The 21588-nt window shown below is 47.9% G+C and carries 13 protein-coding genes; 5 read left to right on the forward strand and 8 right to left on the reverse strand.

The genetic code is table 11. The features are described from left to right. Position 1: 1 nt before the first annotated feature. The 8 genes from T426_RS0102910 to nagB form a co-directional block, all read right to left on the reverse strand. Positions 2-2473 carry a bifunctional glycoside hydrolase family 9 protein/polysaccharide deacetylase gene (locus T426_RS0102910; RefSeq protein WP_025863026.1) on the reverse strand — a complete coding sequence of 824 codons (2472 nt, stop codon included), beginning with the start codon at positions 2471-2473 and terminating at the stop codon, positions 2-4. Positions 2474-2491: 18 nt separating this feature from the next. After that, positions 2492-3844: a SpoIID/LytB domain-containing protein gene (locus T426_RS0102915; RefSeq protein WP_025863027.1), complete on the reverse strand. Its 1353-nt coding sequence runs from the start codon at positions 3842-3844 to the stop codon at positions 2492-2494. A gap of 450 nt (positions 3845-4294) precedes the next feature. Continuing rightward, on the reverse strand, positions 4295-4441 hold the full coding sequence (locus T426_RS25685; protein WP_153637582.1) for a hypothetical protein: 147 nt from the start codon (positions 4439-4441) through the stop codon (positions 4295-4297). A 102-nt stretch (positions 4442-4543) separates the two neighbouring features. Further along, on the reverse strand, positions 4544-5563 hold the full coding sequence (locus T426_RS0102930; RefSeq protein ID WP_081782341.1) for a DUF4922 domain-containing protein: 1020 nt from the start codon (positions 5561-5563) through the stop codon (positions 4544-4546). Then, positions 5560-7014, reverse strand: a complete 1455-nt coding sequence (locus T426_RS0102935; protein ID WP_025863029.1) for a glycosyltransferase family 2 protein — start codon at positions 7012-7014, stop codon at positions 5560-5562. Before T426_RS0102935 ends, T426_RS0102930 begins: the two co-directional genes overlap by 4 nt. A gap of 28 nt (positions 7015-7042) precedes the next feature. Then, entirely contained in the window at positions 7043-8599 is a 1557-nt protein-coding gene (locus T426_RS0102940) for a glycoside hydrolase family 10-like protein (RefSeq protein ID WP_027585251.1), read from the reverse strand. Between the two features lie 8 nt (positions 8600-8607). Further along, on the reverse strand, positions 8608-9711 hold the full coding sequence (locus T426_RS0102945) for an acyltransferase family protein (RefSeq protein WP_025863031.1): 1104 nt from the start codon (positions 9709-9711) through the stop codon (positions 8608-8610). Positions 9712-9779: 68 nt separating this feature from the next. Further along, positions 9780-11765: a glucosamine-6-phosphate deaminase gene (gene nagB / locus T426_RS0102950; RefSeq protein ID WP_027585252.1), complete on the reverse strand. Its 1986-nt coding sequence runs from the start codon at positions 11763-11765 to the stop codon at positions 9780-9782. A 115-nt stretch (positions 11766-11880) separates the two neighbouring features. Between nagB and T426_RS0102955 the strand changes: the two genes are divergently transcribed. The 5 genes from T426_RS0102955 to T426_RS0102975 all read left to right on the forward strand — a co-directional run bounded on the left by T426_RS0102955 (position 11881) and on the right by T426_RS0102975 (position 21582). Then, the gene (locus tag T426_RS0102955; RefSeq protein ID WP_027585253.1) at positions 11881-12714 is read left to right on the forward strand and encodes a hypothetical protein; all 834 of its coding nucleotides are present in this window, start codon (positions 11881-11883) and stop codon (positions 12712-12714) included. Between the two features lie 44 nt (positions 12715-12758). Beyond that, entirely contained in the window at positions 12759-13562 is an 804-nt protein-coding gene (gene murQ / locus T426_RS0102960; RefSeq protein ID WP_027585254.1) for an N-acetylmuramic acid 6-phosphate etherase, read from the forward strand. A gap of 166 nt (positions 13563-13728) precedes the next feature. Further along, positions 13729-16749, forward strand: coding sequence for a SusC/RagA family TonB-linked outer membrane protein (locus tag T426_RS0102965; protein ID WP_025865668.1), 3021 nt, complete (start codon positions 13729-13731; stop codon positions 16747-16749). Positions 16750-16769: 20 nt separating this feature from the next. Next, on the forward strand, positions 16770-18338 hold the full coding sequence (locus tag T426_RS0102970) for a RagB/SusD family nutrient uptake outer membrane protein (protein WP_025865669.1): 1569 nt from the start codon (positions 16770-16772) through the stop codon (positions 18336-18338). Between the two features lie 250 nt (positions 18339-18588). After that, positions 18589-21582: a golvesin C-terminal-like domain-containing protein gene (locus T426_RS0102975; RefSeq protein WP_027585256.1), complete on the forward strand. Its 2994-nt coding sequence runs from the start codon at positions 18589-18591 to the stop codon at positions 21580-21582. Positions 21583-21588: the final 6 nt, after the last annotated feature.

Genomic DNA, 21588 nt, shown 5'->3' on the forward strand with positions numbered 1-21588 from the left:
CTTAGAATCTATTGGGTTGATAATTGTTTTGTTTCAGAAAATGGATGACTTTGCCCAGTTGGTCGTAAAATTTATCCTTTCGGTCGGATGCAGTTCCGAGATGAATCAGGATGATGCAGCCATTCAATCCGCCCGGATTGGTCTCCTCAAACTGCACCAAATCATTGTACAACTGGTCTGAGCTGCGATAGTTCTTCATGTCGGGCGTGGTGTAGTCGGCATTGGTGCGGATGCCCGGCGTGAAATTGACGAGCGTGAGTCCCAAATTGCGGCTCCAGTCGGCAATGGCCCGGTTGTACCACTCATAAGGAGGCATAAAAACAGTGACCTCTTTGGCGGGAATGCCGGCAGATTCCATCGCTTTGATGTTGTTGCGCAAATCGTCGGTAAACTCATCACGGGTCACCAGCAACGAATCGCGGTTGGCCCAGTCGGCATACAACAGATGTTTGTCGGAGTGCGGTCCCAGGTAGTTCCCGTCTTCGCGCAGGCGCTGAATGAGTTTTCGGTTTTCCGGATTCCGGTAAAAGTCGCCGGTGAAAAAGAACGAAGCTTTTACATGGTTCCGGCGTAATATTTTCTCGATGGTTTTGCCGCCATCGTTGGTGTCGTGTGCTGAAAAAACGAGGTAAACTGTCGATTCCAGCGAATCCATCCGGACGATGCCGCCCTGTATTTTCTTTACATTTTCGTAAGTCTTACTCTTCATTCCCTCTTTCTGAAGCGAAGAGAGAAGATAGCTAAGACTGGCCGTTCCGTCCATTGTCGGTTCGTTAGTCGAGTAGTCGCCTTCGTCGTCGTGATAGACCGCGCGTCCGTTCTGGAAGGCGGCATAGTCATCGCTGTGCAGCAAACGGATGCCGCGCAGGTTCTTGTAAATCGATGTGTAAACAGGCCCATCCACCAATCCGCCATAAGTCAGTTTATCCAAAATAAGTTTATAGGAGGAGTGCGGATTAACCGGATAATCGCCGCCTGCCGGCAAGCCAACAATCATTGATGTTCCCCAGGGGTTGCATCCGAAGAGCCAGTCGCGCAAAGCGGCTTCCATTTCCCGGTAGGTTTGGTCACTGGTGATTTGACGGTACAACCGGGCCTGAGTAACTGCCGCGGTTACCAGGTTGTTGGAGCACCAGATAAACGGTATTCCGATGAGGAACGGGTCTTTCTTTGCCCGGCTATAAATATCGGCCAACCCTTGCTTCAGGTCTGCAGCGAAGGCTTTCGCTTGCGCAGAATCGCCGTGAGCAGCCAGGTATACATGGCCGAGGTTCATGAACGGGTAGAACTGGTAATGCCGGGCACGGTTCAGTTCCATCCACGGAGTAACCGGTTCCAGTTTTCCCCAATAAGCGGCATCCTGCAAATATTTTTTCTTTCCGGTTGCTTCGTTGAGGGCTGCAGCTGCCAGTTCCAGGTCGTCGACGTAATTGTCTTCTTCGTAGAAATAGGGTGAGACATAACAAGCAGTCTGGCAAGCCCCGGGCTCCGATACGCCGAATTGAAAGGCGGCTTTGGCTTTTCGAATCAGCGTGTCCGCGAAAGCGGGATCGGACTTTTTGTAAATGTCAGCGGCCAGAGCAAAAGCTGATGCAAACTTCCCGGCTGTTGAAGCTATTCCGGTCGTGCGGTTCTTGAACTCACCCAGTCCCTGCGGTTTTCCGGTAACGAAATAAACCGGGCGGCATTTTCCCAAACCATAATTAGCTGTGTCCTTATTAGGTAACCGAAATCCGATGTGGTCGCGATCGTCGGCAATCTGATTGAACATTACACTGTCCGATGGATTCATTTTCAGCAACCAGTCAATGCCCCAGCGTGCTTCGTCCAGGATGTCGGGAACACCATTCGAACCGGGTAAACCGTTGGCCTTGTAATGGTCGCCGTACACTTCCGGATTTTCCCGGTAGGCAAACAGCATTTGTGCCACGGCATTTGCCGATGTGGTGACATACTGCAGGTAGTCGGTGGCATCGTGCCAGCCGCCGGTGACGTTGATGAACTCGCCCGAACGGGTAGGATGATCGACAATGATGCCGTCGTGCGTATGACAGGAATCGTCGAGGAACGGATTAAATCCGCACCGCTGCTGCCGCATGTATTTCAGGATGTAGTCGGCTGTGCCGTCGTACACATGTTCTGAAATACTGAATTGCGGTGATTCCAGTTTCCCGATGCGGAGAAAATATCCGCCGGGCTTTGTATAACTGCTAAAGTTGAGCCGGGCAGCACTGGGCATTCCCCAGGGTTTGCCGTCTGCCAATTCCGGTTGTCCCATGTAAACCACTTTCCCCGTAAGGGAATTGACCAGTTCGAACTGATAGGGTAACTCTCCTTCCGGTGAAAGAAAAACAGCCACCTTGATGTCATCGGGGAGGTACCCTAGTTGGTTGACGCGGATAACTCCGCGCGCCTGGGTGGTTCCGGCGAAAGCCAGCAGCAGGAAACTCAGAATTAGCAGATATCGGTTCATGGTTTGGTGTCGTTGGGTTTACGAATAGACTTTTTCGAGCAAAGCGTCTTTAAAATAGTGTGCCAAAATTTCCCGGTAGGAGTAACCTTTTTCGCCCATGACAGCTGCACCAATTTGACACAGACCAACACCGTGTCCCCAGCCGGCTCCGGTCAGGATGAACTTCGCCGGAAGGCCGTTTTCTTCACCTTCGGTGTCGACCACAAAAGCGGAACTGTAAAGATGCGACGTGGAAAGCGCTTTCCGGATTTCCAGCTCCTTACCAATGGTCAGCGTTTTCTTCGTTCCCTCGATGCGTAGCTTGATGAGACGGGCTGAATCGCCCCGTTCTACCGGTACCAATGCCTTGATGTTGCCAAAGTCGATGCCTGTGCGTTTTTTAATGAGCGCACTGATTTCTTCCTGGCTGTACTCTACTTTCCAGCGATAAAAATCGGTGGTTTCCTGATCGTAATTGTTCAGGACCTGGCTCAAAACTTTAGCATCGGTGGTGTTGCAGAACGCCGGCGGATTGGAACGAATCCATCGGTCGGCATTTTCCTCTGCCGTGAGGTCAAGATCAAATCCCTGGGGGGCTTCCGGGTTGTCGATAATTTTGACCAAATAGGGATGATGTACCGGCTCCCAGCAATTCTCGAACGATTCGGAAATTCCGCCGCACGATTTCGAGAAACGGGCGTCGGCAATGCGTTCGTTGGAGGTGAGCGCTTCGCCAAAGGTTTCGCTAATGGCGGTGGCGGCGTTTGCCGATACTACGCGGGTAATGCCTTGGTAACGCTGACAATGATCGTCGGCGCACACATCGAAGTCGGTGTGATCTTCACGGTCGTACCATTTAATCAGCTCCTCTTCGGTTTGTCGCGTGGTTACATATTTTTCTTCTTCACTTTGCAGTGATTCATGCTTGTCAACCTGTGCCAGCAACCAACTACGCGAAATCACCGCGTGAGCTTTTAACAACTCCATGCTGCTGGTGGCGCTCATTTCCGAAGAGATGACACTGACCAGGTATTGTTCTACCGGCACCAGGTTGATGGCCCGGATGTTTTCGCCTTCGCGGATGAGCTCCAAACCGCCGCGGAATTTCTGATCTTCCTTGCGCTCCCAGTGGAAGTTGATGCCGATGGTCACGTCGCGGAGCAGTAAACTGCAGGCTTCCCGGTCGGTCGGTTGAAACACCAGCTTTTCACCTTCGAAGGAAATCCCCGATTCGAATTTCGCGTGGATGTCGTTCCCGGAAAAGAAGGCTGAACCTTTGCCGGTGACTTCCTTGCTTCCGCATTGGTAAACTCCTTCCAGTTCGATTTCAATGGTCTTTTCTGCCATGATACCCACGCGGATATCGGGCTCGTTGCCGTTGTTGTATTGCATGATGTCTGGTTTAATATTTTACGAGTTTAATCGTTTTGTGCTCTTCTTTCTAAAAGAGATTCGGAGCTCCTATCAAAAAGTTTTATAACAAGTTGCCAACATGTAAGTAACTTCTATATTTTTTTACCCCTAAATCCCCTGAAGGGGACTTTAAGCCGCCCCTTTAGGGGAGGTTTGGAGGGGTGATTTACTCTTCCGACCCTCGCCGTGACCATTCCGCTCCTGCTGAAGTTGTTTCCGCCGCTTACGATCATCTTCCCGCTGTTGCGGAAGTAGTTTCCGCTCTAAGCGATCATGTTTCCGTTGCCGACGAATATGTTTCCGCTGTATGCTGTGTTCATTCCTTTACAACAGACTGAAATTCCGGCAGTCGCGACTGACTTTCCGTCACCCGGCGGGTTCATTCCGCTGTGCCCGGAGTAGTTTCCGCTGAGCCGGTTGTTCTTCCCGCTACTGCGGAAGTAGTTCCAACACCAGCAGAACTGCTTCCAACGCCCGCCGGAGTTCTTCCAACGGCTCGCCGTGATGTTCCAACGCCTCCCGGAGTAGTTCCAACCGTCGCAGAAGTAGTTCCAACACCAGCAGAACTGCTTCCAACTACCTCAGAAGTTCTTCCAACTGATTCCGGATTATCGCAACAGGCTTCCCGTCATGTTTTCTCCTCTTTTCCCCATCACGTCTTCTCCGGTTCTCGATTTCTCACTCCACCATGCGTTTCGCGTAAGCAGTGCAGAGCTCGTCGAAATAGCTATCGTTGACCGAGACCTGCGCGAAAATGTCTGTCAGGTCGGATGCTTTTATCTTGTCGAAATCCTTTTCCTGGGGCGTAATGCAAACACCACCGAAGTCCACTGATGCCGGACTTAGCAGAATATTTTCATCTCCTTCGGCAAAATACTGGTCAGGTCGGTGCTTATCACGCGGAAAGACCAGTACGCGCCATTTCCCGTTTTCGTATCCCGAAAGGATATTGAGCATGGGTTCCGGTTCCTGATGGCGTTGTTCCAGTAGTTCGTAAAGCCAACCAAATGCAGTATGCAACAGCGTAATATCGTCCGATTCGATGGCAATAAATTTACGCTGGTATTCGCTCACCGCAAATATCTCCAGATGATCATTGCTGAACAACTTTCTGTCGGAGGTATCTTTCAGTTTATTGTATTCGGTTTCAACTGGAAGAAAACCTTTGTTTCCGGCTTGAAAATGCATGTGATCGGGGGCCGAAGCACCGCATTTCGGACCGTTATAGAATACCGTATAGTTTTTGAGTGCGCGACTCAGCTCCAGCATGTCCCTAAAATACGGCTCAATAAGCTGCGGGACATGTTCCAACCTGGGAATGGTGAGATGGCGCGGAAAAATGGGATACGGATTGACCAGAATCAGGTATTCGTCGTTGAAAGGAATTCCCTTTTGCTGTGGCGGCAAGGCATCGGTGCAGAGGAAACATTTTCGCGCACTGATGCTCTTGGTGTCAACTTTGGCAGCCGATGATTTGATACGTGCCGGATTGAACTGCACTTTCATAGTGCAATGGGCATAATGGAAGGTTTTTACCTTGACCTGTTTCAGACCTTCGGCATTTTCGTTGTACAACGGCCAAACGCCCTGCTGTTGTATTTGCAGGGCGTCGGCCATCTCATCCAGCGAACTGTTTTCTGACAGGTTGAGTGCACGCTTTGAAATCGTTATGTCATCCAGGTTAACGGACTTATTCATTTTTCGCGTTGGTTTTTCAGGATTCGTGCTTTCAGTTCCAGTGTTCGCAGACGGTCCTTATAGCTGTTGTGAATATTCATTTTGTTCACGTCGAGCGAGGCATCGGAGTTGTCGTCCCAACGACGGCATAGGTATACGGGCGTAAAGATGCGCCCAATTTTGTAGTCGCGTGAAATGGCGATACCCAGCGCATAATCTTCTCCGTAACTGGAGTTCGGTACCCGCAGGTCGCGCAGTACCGGCGTGTAGAAGGCACGCGGAGCACCCAGTCCGTTAATGCGTAATGCGTTGTTCGGGCCGTTGTCGTCGGTCCACTCCTTGTGATCGATGATGCCCGGGGGAATTTCCTCCAGGTCGAAGTTGGTCATTTGGTACGAGCCGATTACCATGGCGCATTTATCGGCGTGGAATTTATCGACAATGGTTTGCAGCGTATTTTCGTCGCTGTACATGTCATCGCTGTCGAGCTGAACGGCGAAACGGCCGCACTGTTCGTTGAAAATTCCAACGTTCCAGCAACCACCAATGCCTAATCCTTTCTTCTCGGGAATCACATGAATGAGTTTGTCGCTGCCGGCAAATTCTTTTAGTATTTCCGTTGTACCATCGCTGGAGTAGTTATCTACTACAATCAGGTTAAACGGAAAGTTCGTTTTCTGCTTTAGCACTGAATCCACCGCATCGCGAATGGTTTTTACCCGGTTAAATACCGGAATAATAACCGATGCTTCTACCGGAAATCCTTCTTCAAAATCAACGGCTTTGAATTCCGGTTTCAGGTAGGCGCCAATCTCTTTCAGGTGAGTTGTACAGGCCTTTTCCATTTCAATCTGGGTGGCACGGGCAGCACCGCTCACGTAGTCGAACTGCTTCTCTCCTGATTTCCGGGTATCCGATTCTACCATGGTGAAAAGAGGTTCCGGCACCCGGATGAATTCTCCCTTCCGGGAAACGAACAAACGGAGCGAGTAGAAACCTGCAGCGTCGAAGCTCGTGGTTTCCCATTTAGCCCATTCTTTCAAATCGGCGGTGCGGATAAGCTGCACCGGTCCGAAGTTGAAATCGTCGCGTAATGCGCCCGACTGGTAATCAATCGTTGGATGTGCGGAACGCGTTTCGTTTTTGATTTCGTAGTAATCGGCATATACCAAAGCGGCATCGGTGAAGGTGGCTGCCTGAACCAAACGTTCCAGCCCGAACTGTCCCATCTCAAGCTCGGTATCTTTCAGCGAAAGAAGCGTGAATTCAGCTTCGGCTTTACCGGCGATGGCTTTCATGGCCTCGGTTCCCTGGATGCTTTTGACCGTAATGGCTTCGGTTCCTTCCGGAATGACTGCGCCTTCGGGAGCGAGTACGTAGATGGTATTCACATTCGTGGCAGCTTTTAGCTCTGCCACTGATTTTTTTGTTGCCTCTTCTCCGCTATACGCGAGAAAAATATCGGTTTTCATTTTATGCGATGGTTTTTAGATTTCTGAATTATTGTTTGAACATCATTCGTTCGCTCGGTTCGCTTTCGTTGTTGAGGCGATCGAGTGTAGTTACTTTGTAGTAATATTTCTTGCGGAAAATGTGCAGAAAGCGACGTTTCACAAAGTAGCCGTCTTCTCCGGTCACATCGATCAAATATTCCGGGTCGCTGATATCGATGCTGTCGTTTTTCCCGCAACGGTACACCGCAAAGAAGCGGGCTTTGTTCATCTCGTCGTCAGTTTGCGGCGCTTTCCAGGTAATTTCCCGGCCGTGTTTCACCTTTTCTTCTTTCAGGTTGGATGGTGCTTCCGGTGCCTGATCATCAATCCACGGCATGGCAGGAACGATGGCCGGAGTCCGGTAGTAGTCGTCCCTTAAATCTTTCTGGAAACCTTCGAGGTGGCGGGCGAAGTGTTTGGAGCTGAACCAGGCACTTCCTTCGAGTCCGGGTATCGAACGTATCAGTTTTATCTGGTTGGTTAATTCCGCGGGAGTACGCCAGTTCGGAATTTTCGAGTGTTTATCGAGCCGGTAGACCGCTTGGCCGATGTACATGCTGCGGCCATAGGTATGACGTGCCCACCAGTGTGCCAGCTCGTCAAAATCGACTGTCGGATGACCGATACGCCAGTAGAGCTGTGGCAACGTATAATCAATCCATCCCTCGCGCTGCCATTTGATAATATCGGCATATAAACCGTCGTAATTGGTGGTACCGGCATTGGTGTTCGAACCATCCGGATCGTCTTTTTTATTTCGCCATACACCAAACGGACTGATACCAAATTTCACCCATGGTTTCACCTCTTTGATGGCTTTGCTCAATTGCTGAATAATCAGGTCCACGTTGTCGCGCCGCCAATCATCGATTTGATCAGGAGCAAACCCACGATGATATTTTTTGAAGGTAGTTGAGTCTGGGAGTTCTTGATTCGCAATTCGGTATGGATAGAAGTAGTCATCAAAATGAATGGCATCAACATCGTATCGCTTTACAATGTCGCGAACGACAGATGTTACGAAGTCGCGAACATGTGGATTTCCCGGATCGAAGTACATCTTTTTGCCGTAATTCCATGCCCAGTCCAGATGTTGGTTAACGATGTTTGAAGCTGCCAATGTATCCAGTGTGTCATTCTTCACCCGGTACGGATTGAGCCACGCGTGAAACTCCATCCCACGTTTGTGTGCCTCTTTGATAAAAAAGGCCAGTGGGTCATAGAGTGGTTTCGGTGCTTCACCTTGTTTGCCCATCAGGTATTTTGACCACGGTTCCAGCTCCGAAGGATAAAAGGCATCGGCCGACGGTCTGATTTGTACAATGACAGCATTCATCCCGTTCTTTTTATTCATGTTCAGCAAATTGATAATTTCTTCTTTCTGCTTTTCATCCGAAAGGCCTGGCTTCGACGGCCAATCGATGTTGGCAACGGTGGCTACCCAAACGCCCCGGAATTCTCTTTTGGGCGGAACGGGACTTTCCGGTTTCCGGTTTTCGGCGAAAGCCGGAACAGAAAGAAGAACCGACAGAAACAGAATAAATGCTTGTTGATAAGGTTTCATTTGACAGGTCAGATTTTGATGAATATTTTTTTGCGATATAGTACGTCGGCCAGGATCCAGTATAAGAAAATCAACGTTAGTGCGAAGAAAAGGGAACCGTTCAAATTTCCGGCCCAGGAAGCAAACCCATGTTCGTAAATCAAGGTTTTCAGTGGAGTGCTTTCACCGGAAACGGGTAGTTTAATCATGTATAGCAACCGTCCGATGATTCCCGACAGGACAAAAATAAACAACGGATTCATACCAAAAACCAGTGCCGGCATCGACCATTTCTTGTATCCGCGAATATCGATGATCCAGATGAAGAAGGCAAGCAGTATCGTAGCCAAACCAGCTGTGTACAGCACATACGAGCTACTCCAGATGGGTTTGTTGAGCGGAAAAACAAAGCTCCAGATGACGCCCGCAAATGTCATGGCTGCACCAGCCAAAATCAAATCTTTGACGGCGCGCGATTTATCAGTTCTTACATCGACTTGCCGGCCTACCAGGTAACCGATCAACACAGTACCGATGGCTGGAATCGTAGACAGCAATCCTTCCGGATCGAATGGAATGCCGTAACCGTGGTACACATGGTTGGAACCGAAGATGGCTAAATCGACTGTTCGAACCATGTTGCCCTGAAGCGAGAGCGCTCCGTCACCACCCAGAATCAGCAATCCCCAGTATCCCAGTAGCAGAACCGGTAGAGCTATCCAAACGCCAATGCGTTTCCAGGCTAGTACAATCAACGACGCGACACCATAAGCAAGCGCAATACGTTGCAGCACGCCCATAATGCGAAGATGACTATAATCGATACCGAAAAAAGGAAAGGCATTTAATCCCAGTCCAATCAGGAATATCAGGGCGGTGCGTTTCAGCACTTTCTTCGTTGCTTCTCCGGTCAGGTTGTGATTGAACTTTTTGAAAGCAAACCACATGGCCGTTCCTACTGCGAACAGAAAGAAAGGAAAGACCAGGTCGGTCGGGGTACAACCATTCCATTTGGAGTGTTCCAGCGGTGCATAAATGTGCCTCCAACTTCCCGGATTATTGACGGTAATCATCAGAGCCACGGTGAATCCCCGCAAAACATCAAGAGCAACTAATCGTTTGGCTTTTTCCATGGTTGGTTATCGTTTCGTTATGCAAATTAGTGAACTTACCCCGCACTTACCCGGTCATATTGCTGAAATCACGGATAGTAACGGACAAATGCTTCGATGGCTTCGTATTCGGCCATACCTAACTGATTGTACAATTCGGCAGTGGCGTGGTTTCTATCTTCTGCACGTTGCCAGAATTCGCGGTCGTCATTTCCCATAAACATGGCACCTTCTTTTTGCGACTGATGGCGGAAAATGGCTTCCCGCTTTTTAAGCAGTTCCTGCGGACTAATGGGCACAGCCATCTCAATCTGATCGATGTCCCACTCAGCCCAAGCACCGCGGTAGAGCCAGATCCAGCTTTCCTGCATCCAGTCTTCATCTTTTAACTGTTCCAGGGCAATTAAAATCGCATCGAGGCAAACACGGTGTGTTCCGTGTGGATCGGAAAGATCGCCGGCGGCAAAAATCTGGTGGGGTTTGATTTCGTTGAGGAAATCCATTACAATGCGTACATCTTTTTCACTGATTGGTGCTTTTTGCGCTTTTCCGGTTTCGTAAAACGGAAGATCGAGAAAATGCACGTTCTTACTTCTTATCCCGGAATAGCGACAAGCGGCTTTGGCTTCCATCCGACGGATAAGGCTTTTCAGTTTCCGAAGTTCGGGTAAATCGATGTCTCCGTCTTCTTTCTCTTTCAAATGAGCAACGAGTTTATCGTACATGGCTTTCTGCTTCTCGTTGCCCTCGTCGATATAGTTGGAGAAGGAGTTGTGGAAGGAGATAAAACGGTTCGCATATTCGTCGGACACCGCCACATTTCCCGAAACCTGGTAGGCTACATGCACATCATGCCCCTGGTCGGCCAGACGAATCAGGGTTCCCCCCATTGAAATAACATCATCGTCGGGGTGTGGACTGAAAACAACCACTCGTTTTTGTGCGGGTTCAGCTCGTTCAGGACGACGCGAATCATCGGCATTGGGTTTTCCACCCGGCCATCCGGTAATGGTTGATTGCAGGTCGTTAAAAACTTTGATATTCAAGCTGTAGGCTGAGCCAAAGATGACAATCAAATCGCTTAGTCCATTGTCGTTGTAATCCTTATCGGTCAGTTTCAGAATGGGTTTGTCTGTTTTCTGGCATAGCCAAACAACCGCTTTGCGCACTAAGCGCTCATCATCCCAGTCGCAGGAAGCTACCAGCCAGGGTGTTTTTACGCGGATGAGATCGGAAGCTGCAGCTGAATCGATGATGAACCGTGCATTGGGATGATTCTGTAGAAATGATGCCGGAAGTAACGGAGTTACATTGCCTTCTACGGCTTTTTTGATAATGTTGGCCTTATTCTCGCCCAGCGCCATCAGGATGACTTTCTTCGCACTCATGATGGTGCCAACTCCCATGGTAATGGCCCGTTGCGGAACATTATGGATGCCGTTGAAAGAGTTCGATGCATCGCGGCGTGTCAGTGTGTCTAGTACAATGATGCGTGTATGTGAATTGGAACGGGCTCCCGGTTCGTTAAACCCGATGTGGCCGGTGCGTCCGATGCCCAATAGCTGCAAGTCGATACCACCCGCACTCTTAATTTTTTCTTCATAATCCAAGCAGAAATCATGGACCTGGTCGAGCGAAATATTTCCTGCCGGGATGTGAATATTCTCCGGCAGCACGTCGACATGGTCGAACAGATTTTTGTGCATGAAATGGTGGTAGCTGTGGCTCGATGACGGATCCATCGGGAAATATTCGTCAAGATTAAACGAGACGACATTTTCGAAACTAAGTCCTTCTTCTTTGTGAAGCTTAACCAGCTCTTTGTATACGCCAAGCGGCGTGGAGCCTGTTGCCAGCCCTAATACACACTTCTTGTTTTGCGATTGTTTTTCCCGGATAAGTGAAGCTATTTCCTGTGCTACAGCTGCCGAAGCATCGGTTGCTTCCTTATATATATAGGCAGGGGTATTTTCATATTTGGTTAGAAGTTCCCGTTCTGTTGGGTTTTCCGCGGGGAAAAGGTTTTCGTCTGCAAAAAGACTGTCGGTTGATTGAAGTTTCTTGCTTAAGTCCATGGTTTCTTTCTTAAATTTAAATAGAGTTTCAAAAATAAAAGGAATTTGTGAAATATTGGTAATACATGTTATGTAATATGTATTAATGTGTTATTTTTTATTTTATATTTGAAACATGAAAATGATTGCAGACAGTGGATCTACGAAAACAGCCTGGCGGCTAGTTGATGCGGAAGGAAATATTCAATCGGTTCAGACCGAGGGAATAAACCCTTTTTATCAGGAATCTGCCGAGATTGTGTCCACATTAAAGGAAAGTTTGCTCCCATATATAAAAGGACGGGTAAATGAAGTGTTTTTTTATGGTGCCGGATGTGCAAACGAGGAAAAATGCACTCTTGTAAAGAATGCTTTGCGCGAAGTTTTTCCTGGTTCAACCATCGAGGTTGCCAGTGATTTGGTCGGAGCCGCCCATGCTGTTTGCGGACATGAATCGGGAATTGCCTGCATTCTGGGAACCGGATCGAACTCGTGTTACTATGATGGAGAAGAAGTAAAACTGAATGTATCTCCGCTGGGACTAATACTGGGAGACGAAGGAAGTGGAGGTGTTATTGGACGGAAAGTGATAGCCGATTATTTGAAGGAAGTCATGCCCGGATATCTCCGCGAAAAGTTCTATGAGACTTATCAGATTTCGTCACCGGAGATTATGGATCGGGTATATCGTAAACCCTATCCGAATCGTTTTCTTGCACAGTTTACCCGTTTTTTGAGTGAAAATATTACAGAACCTTATTGCAGCCATCTTGTTGAGGAGAGTTTTCGTGAATTTGTGTTACGGAATTTGGTGCACTATCCTCACTATAAAACCTTACCGGTGAATTTTGCCGGCTCCGTTGCCTGGTATTTTTCGGAGCAGCTGGAGAAGGTCTTAAAGGAAGAAGGTCTCAGTCTGGGGCGCATTGTTCGTGACCCGATTGAGGCATTGGTTGATTATCATAGTTAAAAAATGCTTTACCTGGCTTAATTCCGGGATTGAAAAAAACGAAAATGAGTATAACGGAATCAGAATCGCTTTATAACGATCTTGAAAAGAAGAGTGTGCGTGAGTTGTTGGAGGCAATTCATGAGGAGGACCGTAAGGTTCTCCCGGCTGTACAGAAAACCATCCCACAAATCGAAGCGTTAGTAACAGCGGTTGCTCCACGCATGAAGAAAGGTGGTCGCCTGTTTTATGTTGGTGCCGGAACCAGTGGAAGGCTGGGTATTCTCGATGCGTCGGAAATTCCTCCCACTTACGGGGTTGGTTATGATTTAGTTATCGGTTTGATTGCAGGAGGAGATACAGCCATTCGCAAAGCTGTGGAATCAGCTGAAGATAATGAGGCTATGGGATGGGAAGATTTGCAAAAATATCACCTCACCGAAATGGATACCATTGTAGGTATCGCTGCCTCCGGAAGAACACCTTATGTAGTAGGTGCTTTGAAAAAAGCACGCGAAAACAATATACTTGCTGCTTGCGTAACTAGTAATCCCAATAGCGAGATGGCTAAGCACGCCGATATAGCGATTGAAGCAGTTGTTGGCCCTGAGTTCGTAACCGGAAGCACCCGCATGAAATCCGGTACAGCACAAAAATTAGTTCTTAACATGATCACCACTACTCTGATGATCCAGTTAGGAAAAGTAAAAGGGAATAAAATGGTCAATATGCAATTGACCAATCAAAAATTGGTAGAGCGCGGAACCCGAATGATTATGGAAGAGTTGGGCCTGGAAGAAGATAAGGCCAGAAACCTTTTGCTAATACATGGTTCTGTGAAGAAAGCGCTCGACGAATACCGTAAATAGCTAGGTTATATTTTGACTTATTGTTTGAAAGTTTTTTGAGTTCTCATTTTTAATCAGTTCGAAGGGTGTAATCCTCCGGAAAGGGTGAGTTATGTGCCTTTTCGTGAAAGGACGGAGGGAGAAATATACCCCTAGGCTAAATTTTAAAATCTAAACTACTAGTACCATGAGACGTTTTCTATTGCTTGTGGCAGCCATGATGGTTGCCTTCTCATCGGTTGCCCAAAAGAGGACTGTAACCGGGTTGGTCACTGACCAAAGCGGTGCACCGCTTCCCGGTGTAAACATTGTCGTCAAGGGGACCACTAATGGTACCATCACCGACTTTGATGGTAAGTATCAGTTGGACGCGAAAGCATCGGATGTACTGAAATTCTCGTTCCTGGGATATATTCCTCAGGAAATTCCTGCCTCCAACAGTGTAATTAACGTAAAACTGAAAGAGGATACCAAATCACTCGACGAAGTTGTGGTCGTCGGTTATGGTACCCAGAAAAAGAGCGACATTACCGGTGCTGTGGCGTCGGTAAGCGCTGATGACCTCAAGGGCCAGCCGGTTTCTTCGGTCGATCAGGCACTTCAGGGACGTGTAGCCGGCGTCCAGATTACCTCCAATTCCGGGGCTCCAGGTGGTTCTATCTCAGTCCGCGTCCGCGGTATCGGAACCATTAATAATGCCGACCCATTGTATGTTGTTGATGGTCTGCCTGTTGGCGATATCAACTTTTTGAATCCGAATGATATTGCTTCTGTAGAAATTTTGAAAGATGCTTCTGCTTCTGCGATTTATGGTTCCCGGGGGGCTAACGGTGTAGTTTTGATTACTACAAAAAAAGGTAAGTTGAATTCTAAAGCCAGTGTAAATCTCGATGTTTACTATGGTGTTCAGAAAGTAATCAACAACTGGAAAACAACTACTGGTCCTGAGTGGTACCAGATTCAGGAAGAACTGAACAAGACACGTACCAAGCCTATCGATCTTTCGCTGGTTGACAAAAACCAGAACACGGATTGGTTTAATGCTATTACGCGTGTTGCTCCAATGCAGAACTACAATTTCGGTGTAACCGGAGGTAGTAAGGCAATGACTTACGCACTGAGTATCGGTCACCTGAATCAGGAAGGTACGGTTGAAGGAAGTAGCTTCGAACGAACGACCGGTAAGTTGAATGTAGGTTATCAGGTTTCCAAGCGATTTAAAATCGGTACGAACCTGAATATCGAGCACAGTAAGAAATATTCCATCAGCGAGGAGAATTACCACGTGGGAGTAATTAACACAGCGATTAAAATTGAGCCGGTAATTCCGGTATGGAAGGACAAAGCCAATCATGTTTATGATTATTCAAAGTTTACCGACTATCCGAACCCGGTAGCAGCGATTCAGTATGATAACAATCATTCAGAAAAACTTCAGCTGGTAGGAAATATTTTTGGTGAGTTAGAACTGGCTAAGGGGCTGAAAGCGAAAACCAGCTTTGGACAGAGTAGCTACCGGACTGACTACTATAACTTCACTCCGGTTTATTCGGTCAATATTAACCAGCAGAATCTGGTGAATAACGTATATCGTAAATATGCCCGCGGTGATTACTGGTCATGGGAAAACACGCTGAACTACGATGCTGCGTTTGGAAAACACAGCCTGTCGGCACTGGCTGGTTACACGATGGAAGAAGGAAACTATGAATGGTTCTCTGCATCGAAAAACAATATTCCGAACGAAGATCCTTCCATGTGGTACCTAGATGCTGCAGCAGATGGGGATTTAGCAACCAGTAAGGAGTCTTCCGTTTCTATGATGTCTTTTCTCGGACGTATCAACTATTCGTATGAGAACAAGTATCTGGCAACAGTTAACTTCCGTGCTGATGCTTCCTCTAAATTTCCGAAAGAAAACCGTTGGGGATATTTCCCGTCTGTAGCACTTGGATGGAAAATCTCAAAAGAGTCTTTCCTGGAGAATGCAACCTGGTTGACCAACCTGAAACTGCGCGCCGGCTGGGGACAGATAGGTAACCAGAATATTGGAAGTTATCCTTACCAGGAAACAATGAACGGCAACTCGCAGTATCGCTACCTCTTCGGAATGACCCCGACCATCGATCAGGGTTACGTAGTGACCGGCATGGTTGACCAGTCTATCAAATGGGAAACAGTTGAATCATTGAACTTTGGTGTTGATGCATCATTCTTCGACGACCGTTTACAGACAACCATCGACTGGTACAACAAGAAAACCAAGGACATGCTGGTACAGGTGCCGATTCCATATTATTACGGATACGAAGATGGGCCAACTTCAAATGTAGGTTCGGTGAAGAACAATGGTCTTGAGGTTTCTGTTAACTATCGCGATCGGATTTCAAACAAGCTTTCCTACAATGTTGGTTTCAATATTGCTACGGTGAAAAATGAAGTACTCAGCTTGGGTAATGGTAAGCCGATTGCAGGGGGAACTTATTATGGAGGTAATGCAACCCGCACCGAAGAAGGTGAACCTATCGGATATTTCTATGGATATAAAACGGATGGTGTTTTCCAGTCACAGCAGGAAATTGATAAGGCACCGGTTCAGGAAGGAAGTAGCAACGAAGATTTGAAGCCCGGTGACCTGAAGTTTGTCGATGTGAACGGAGACGGTGTTGTAAACGATGAGGATAAAACTTATCTGGGAAGCCCGATTCCGAAATTTACCTATGGTTTCAACCTGGGTGTTACTTACGGAGCTTTTGATCTTAGCGCATTTGTACAGGGCTCACAGGGGAATAAAATCTTCAATGCCATGAAGACACACCTGTATAACTTCGATGAAACCAATAAGTCGACAGATATGCTGAATTCATGGACTCCGACGAATACCAATACCAATATGCCTCGCCTGAACGGTAATGACAAGAACAACACCAATCGTACATCAGACCGATTTGTAGAAGATGGTTCGTATGCGCGTCTGAAGAACATCACGCTGGGTTACACGCTTCCTAAATCATTGGTTCAGAAAGCCGGTATCGCTTCGTTGCGGTTCTATGTATCAGGTCAGAACCTGGTTACCATTACCAACTATTCAGGTGCTGATCCGGAAATCGGACAGAATGCAACTGACAAATATCTGACTCGGGGTGTTGATATTGGTACGTACCCGCAGGCGCAGACCTATGTATTCGGTGTAAAACTGGGATTCTAATTGAATAAGGATTTATAGTTATGAAAATTTCATTAAAGACATACACAAAGGCATTGGTTATCGGATGCCTTGGCTTGTCGGTCGTGAGTTGTTCGGACTTTCTTGACAAGCAAAAGCTAGGACAGGAAACCTCTGCGGTTTACTTTAACAGCCAGGATAAAGCCATCCACTCCGTTACGGCTGCCTACTCGGATTTGAAGGACTATCGTTTCGGTTGGTTTCAGTGGGCCTTCGGTGAAACATTGAGTGATAACGCCATTTACAGTGGCTCTGACGGCGATAGTGGAGGGTTCCAGCCATTGAAAGATTTCAATGGTACGGCCGACATGTCTCAGGTTCGGTATAAGTGGGAGTTGTGCTACCGCGGAATTAACAAATCCAATCAGGCTATCGAAGGAATTGAGGCGATGAACGATGACTTGTTCACCACGCCCGGCCTGAAAAAACGACTGATTGCAGAAGCACGTTTCCTTCGCGCTTACTATCACTGGAATCTGGTCATTACATTCGGAAAAGTTCCGATTGTGGATCACCTGATTAAAACAGCAGATGAGAAGATTGCTCCTTCTTCTATTTCGGATGTGTATGATTTTATCGCATCGGATCTGGAGGCTGCTGAAGCCGATCTTCCGCTGAAAAGCGAATATGCTGCCTCTGATATTGGTCGTGCAACCAAAGGTGCTGCCGATGCTTTCCTGGCAAAAGTGAATCTTTACCGGAAAAACTGGACTGACGCAGCTAAGTGGTCGAAGAAGGTGATTGATTCAGGCGAATATCAGTTGGATCCCAACTATGCGCATCAGTTCTCTTTCGATGGTGAAAACGGAATGGAATCGATTTTCGAAATCCAGTTCTACGATTCGCCAACCGAGACTTCGGCGTATCGTAATAATGGTAACTTTCAGACCCTGTTTCAGTTGCCGCGTAACATCACTTATGGTTACGGTATCAACCAGCCGACAAAAAATTTGTACAACGCCTTCATGGCTGAGAACGATACAGTTCGTATGCAGGCGACCCTGTTGGATACCACAGAGGTATTCCACAACGAGCTGGCTGATTTGTATACCGCTTTGGATCAGGCAGAGCAGAGCGGCGACCAGGCGACCATCGATAAGGCAAAAGCTAATTTGGCAGCCGGAAAAACGAGGCTCACTTTCGACCGTACCGGTTTTTACAACCAGAAGATTTATGTGGACCCGGCGCACCGCGCTACCCATATCCGTAACAATGGAAACAATACCCGCGTGATGCGCTATGCTGAGGTTCTGCTTATGTACGCTGAAGCAGAATATCATTTAGGAAATGAAACCGAAGCACTGGCAAAAATGAATATGGTACGCGAGCGGGTGAACCTTCCCGATAAGAGTGTCTCGGGTGATGCACTGCTCCAGGCCATCTACACTGAGCGTCGTCTCGAACTGGCAATGGAAAATGATCGGTATCCCGATTTGGTTCGTACCGGGCGTGCCAACATTCTGCCTAACTGGACAGAGGCACACGAATACTGGCCGGTACCACAGGCTGAGGTGGATATTACATCAGGTGATGTTCCCCAGAACCCAGGATATACAGCCACAGGCAACTAATATAGTTTAACGTTTTTCATAGATGAAGTAAAAGCCGGAGGATGGCAGGCAGACTTACTCTATTTGTCGCTTCCGGCTTTTTTAAAACTAATTAATTGATTGTAGAAAAGGAGGTTGTAGCTTTTATGATTGCTCTTTTTCTGCGATATTTGAAAAAAAACGTATCGATTCTCTTTATACACGGTGGTTTAGTCTTTCTGCCAACTCACTGAAATCGCCGGAAGCTTGTAACAAATAAAGTTACCAACGCATGAAAAGTCTTCTGTTCAGCATTCTCATTTTTTTGTTGGTTGTACCCGCCCGGGCGCAATCGTATTACAATAAAACGGAAGTCAATACCTTGCCCAACAAGGTGAAAAGAGCTTACCGCAGAACAAGCCGCTATCTCGACGATGCCGTGAAAGGTGATTTTAAGTACACCCCGCCGGCGCGCTCGAAAATCGATACCCTCTTCTTCAGCGGCGATACCCTTGTCGTTCAATTTAAAGACGAATTTGGTTACAAAACCCTGCGCACCATGCAGGTAAAAGATATTTATGCTCAGCTGGGCGATAAGCTGAGAGGATTGGCCCGGCGCCATCCTGTAAAAGTGGTGGTGAAAGGCTACCAACTTTCGCGCCTGGTACCCAACTACTACCGTGAAGATAAAGATCCTTCGCGGTTGATGCCCGACAGTGTGAACCAACCCATCCATGTTCAGGATATTTCGAAACCCTACCGGATTACCGAAGGACTGAACCATCGTCACATTGCTTTGTGGAACAGTCATGGTTGGTATTACAACAATAAACTCGACCGTTGGGAATGGCAGCGGGCTCCTGTTTTTACTACTGTAGAAGACGTGCTGCCAACATCATTTGTGCTCCCGTTCCTGGTTCCGATGCTCGAAAATGCAGGAGCCAATGTGTACCTTCCCCGTGAGCGCGATACGCAACCCCACGAAGTAATTGTCGATAATCAGGATTCTTCCTACCGGGAAGAGCCTTACCAAAATATTTTTACTACCGGCGAAGGCACCGGATTTGGCGTAGGAACACCGCCTTACGTGGCGGGGCAAAATCCATTTCAACAGGGAGATTACAGAGTTTTAAACCTGGAACCCGGTTCGAAAGCCAAAGTCAGTTGGACGCCCAATATTCCTGCTGACGGGAAATACGCCGTATACGTTTCATACAAAACACTACCGAATAGTTCGGATAAAGCACATTACGAAGTACGTCATGCAGGCGGAACCACTCATTTCGTCGTCGACCAGCAAATGGGCGGCAGTACATGGGTGTACCTGGGAACTTTTCAGTTTAAGAAAGGAACCAGCCCGGCGGAGGGTAGCGTAACCTTGCTGGCCAACGGTGTAAAAGGCAAAGTCCTTACGGCAGACGCTGTACGCTTTGGTGGTGGAATGGGAAATGTTGCGCGTGGCGGAAAAGTGAGTGGTCGTCCCCGTTGGACGGAAGGTGCCCGCTATTATCTGCAATATTGCGGTTTCCCGGATTCGTTAACGTACAGTTTCAATGGGGGGCAAAACGATTATGTGGATGATTACCGCAGTCGCGCCCGTTGGGTAAATTACTTGCACGGCGGAAAATACATGGAGCCCTGGATCACGAAAGGGAGAAATGTACAGGGGGAACATATCCCCATCGACTTGAGTCTTGCTTTCCATACCGATGCGGGGCATCACCTGGGAACAGATACCATAGTAGGAACATTAGCCATTTACAGCACACGCGATGCAGAGTTTAATAAAAAGTATCCTGATGGTAGGAGCCGTTTAACGAATCGAGACTTTGCCGATATGTTGTCGACTCAGATTGTTGATGACATCCGGGCGAAAGAACAACCCAACTGGACGCAGCGTGAGCTGTGGGACAAACGGTACAGCGAAGCTACCTATGCAACCATTCCGTCAGCCTTGCTGGAACTGCTTTCGCACCAGAACCTGGGCGACATGATTTCAGGAAATGACCCGGAGTTCCGGTTTGTAGTAGCGCGCGCTATTTATAAATCGATGCTGAAATTCCTGGCGACTTATCACGAAGTGCCTTACATCGTGCAGCCACTGCCGGTCGATGCTTTCAGTGCCAATCTGGATAGCGGTAAAGCACAGCTTTCGTGGCATCCGGTGGACGACCCGCTGGAGCCGACGGCCAAACCGAAACAGTATGTAGTGTATACCCGGATTGGCAATAGTGGCTGGGACAACGGTGTGTTGGTCGATCAACCCAAATATGAAACGCCTGCGTTAGATCAGGGCAAAATTTATAGCTACAAAATCACCGCAGTGAATGAAGGTGGCGAAAGCTTCCCTTCCAACATCTTGTCGGTTTGCAATAATGGAAGTGATACCACGGTGATGGTGGTAGATGCGTTCGACCGGGTTTCTGCTCCTGAGGTGATTAATCAAGGGAACTTCACTGGTTTTGCCGGTTGGCTTGACGAAGGCGTGGCATGGGGGAACGACCTTTCGACCATCGGTTCGCAATACAATTTTAATCAGTTGAAGCCGTGGATCGCTAACGACGAACCGGGACATGGAGCCAGTTATCAGAACCGTACGGCGATGTTACCGCTGGGGAACAATTTCGATCATGTGTATAGTCATGGTGTTGCCATTCAGGCAGCAGGTTACAATGTCGTATCCTGCAGCCGGAAAGCTTTGGAAAACGGAACCGTTTCCCTCACGGGATACCCAATGGTTGATGTGATTTTTGGCGAAGAGAAAACCACCGAAAAGCCAGGTGGCGTTGAGAAATATACCCTTTTCACTCCGCAAATGCAGAAAGCACTGACTGATTATTGTAGTTCGCCCTCGGCCCGCTTGTTCATCAGTGGAGCTTATGTGGGCAGTGATTCATTTGAATCGGAGCATCGAGATGTGACTGCAGGGGAGAAGAACTTTGTCCGCAATGTCCTCGGTTACTTTGGACGAACCGATCATGCGACTGCTTCGCCACTGGTGAAAGCCACTACGGGCAGCCCGCTTCCGGTATTCGACGGCAAGTTTGGTTTCAACATGGAATACCGTCCGGATATGTACCGGGTGGAATCGCCCGATGCCATTGAGCCGGCCGATAGCACCGGAACAACCATTCTGCGCTATGTTGCCAATAACAAAAGTGCGGCAGTAGCCTGCGATAAGGGGTATCGGGTAGTGACGCTTGGCTTCCCTTTTGAAACGATTACGACTCCGGAGCAACGCGCTGCGGTGATGAAAGAGATACTTGGTTATTTACGGAAGAAATAATTAGAT

The organism is Prolixibacter bellariivorans ATCC BAA-1284, from assembly GCF_000621705.1.
Lineage (GTDB): Bacteria > Bacteroidota > Bacteroidia > Bacteroidales > Prolixibacteraceae > Prolixibacter > Prolixibacter bellariivorans.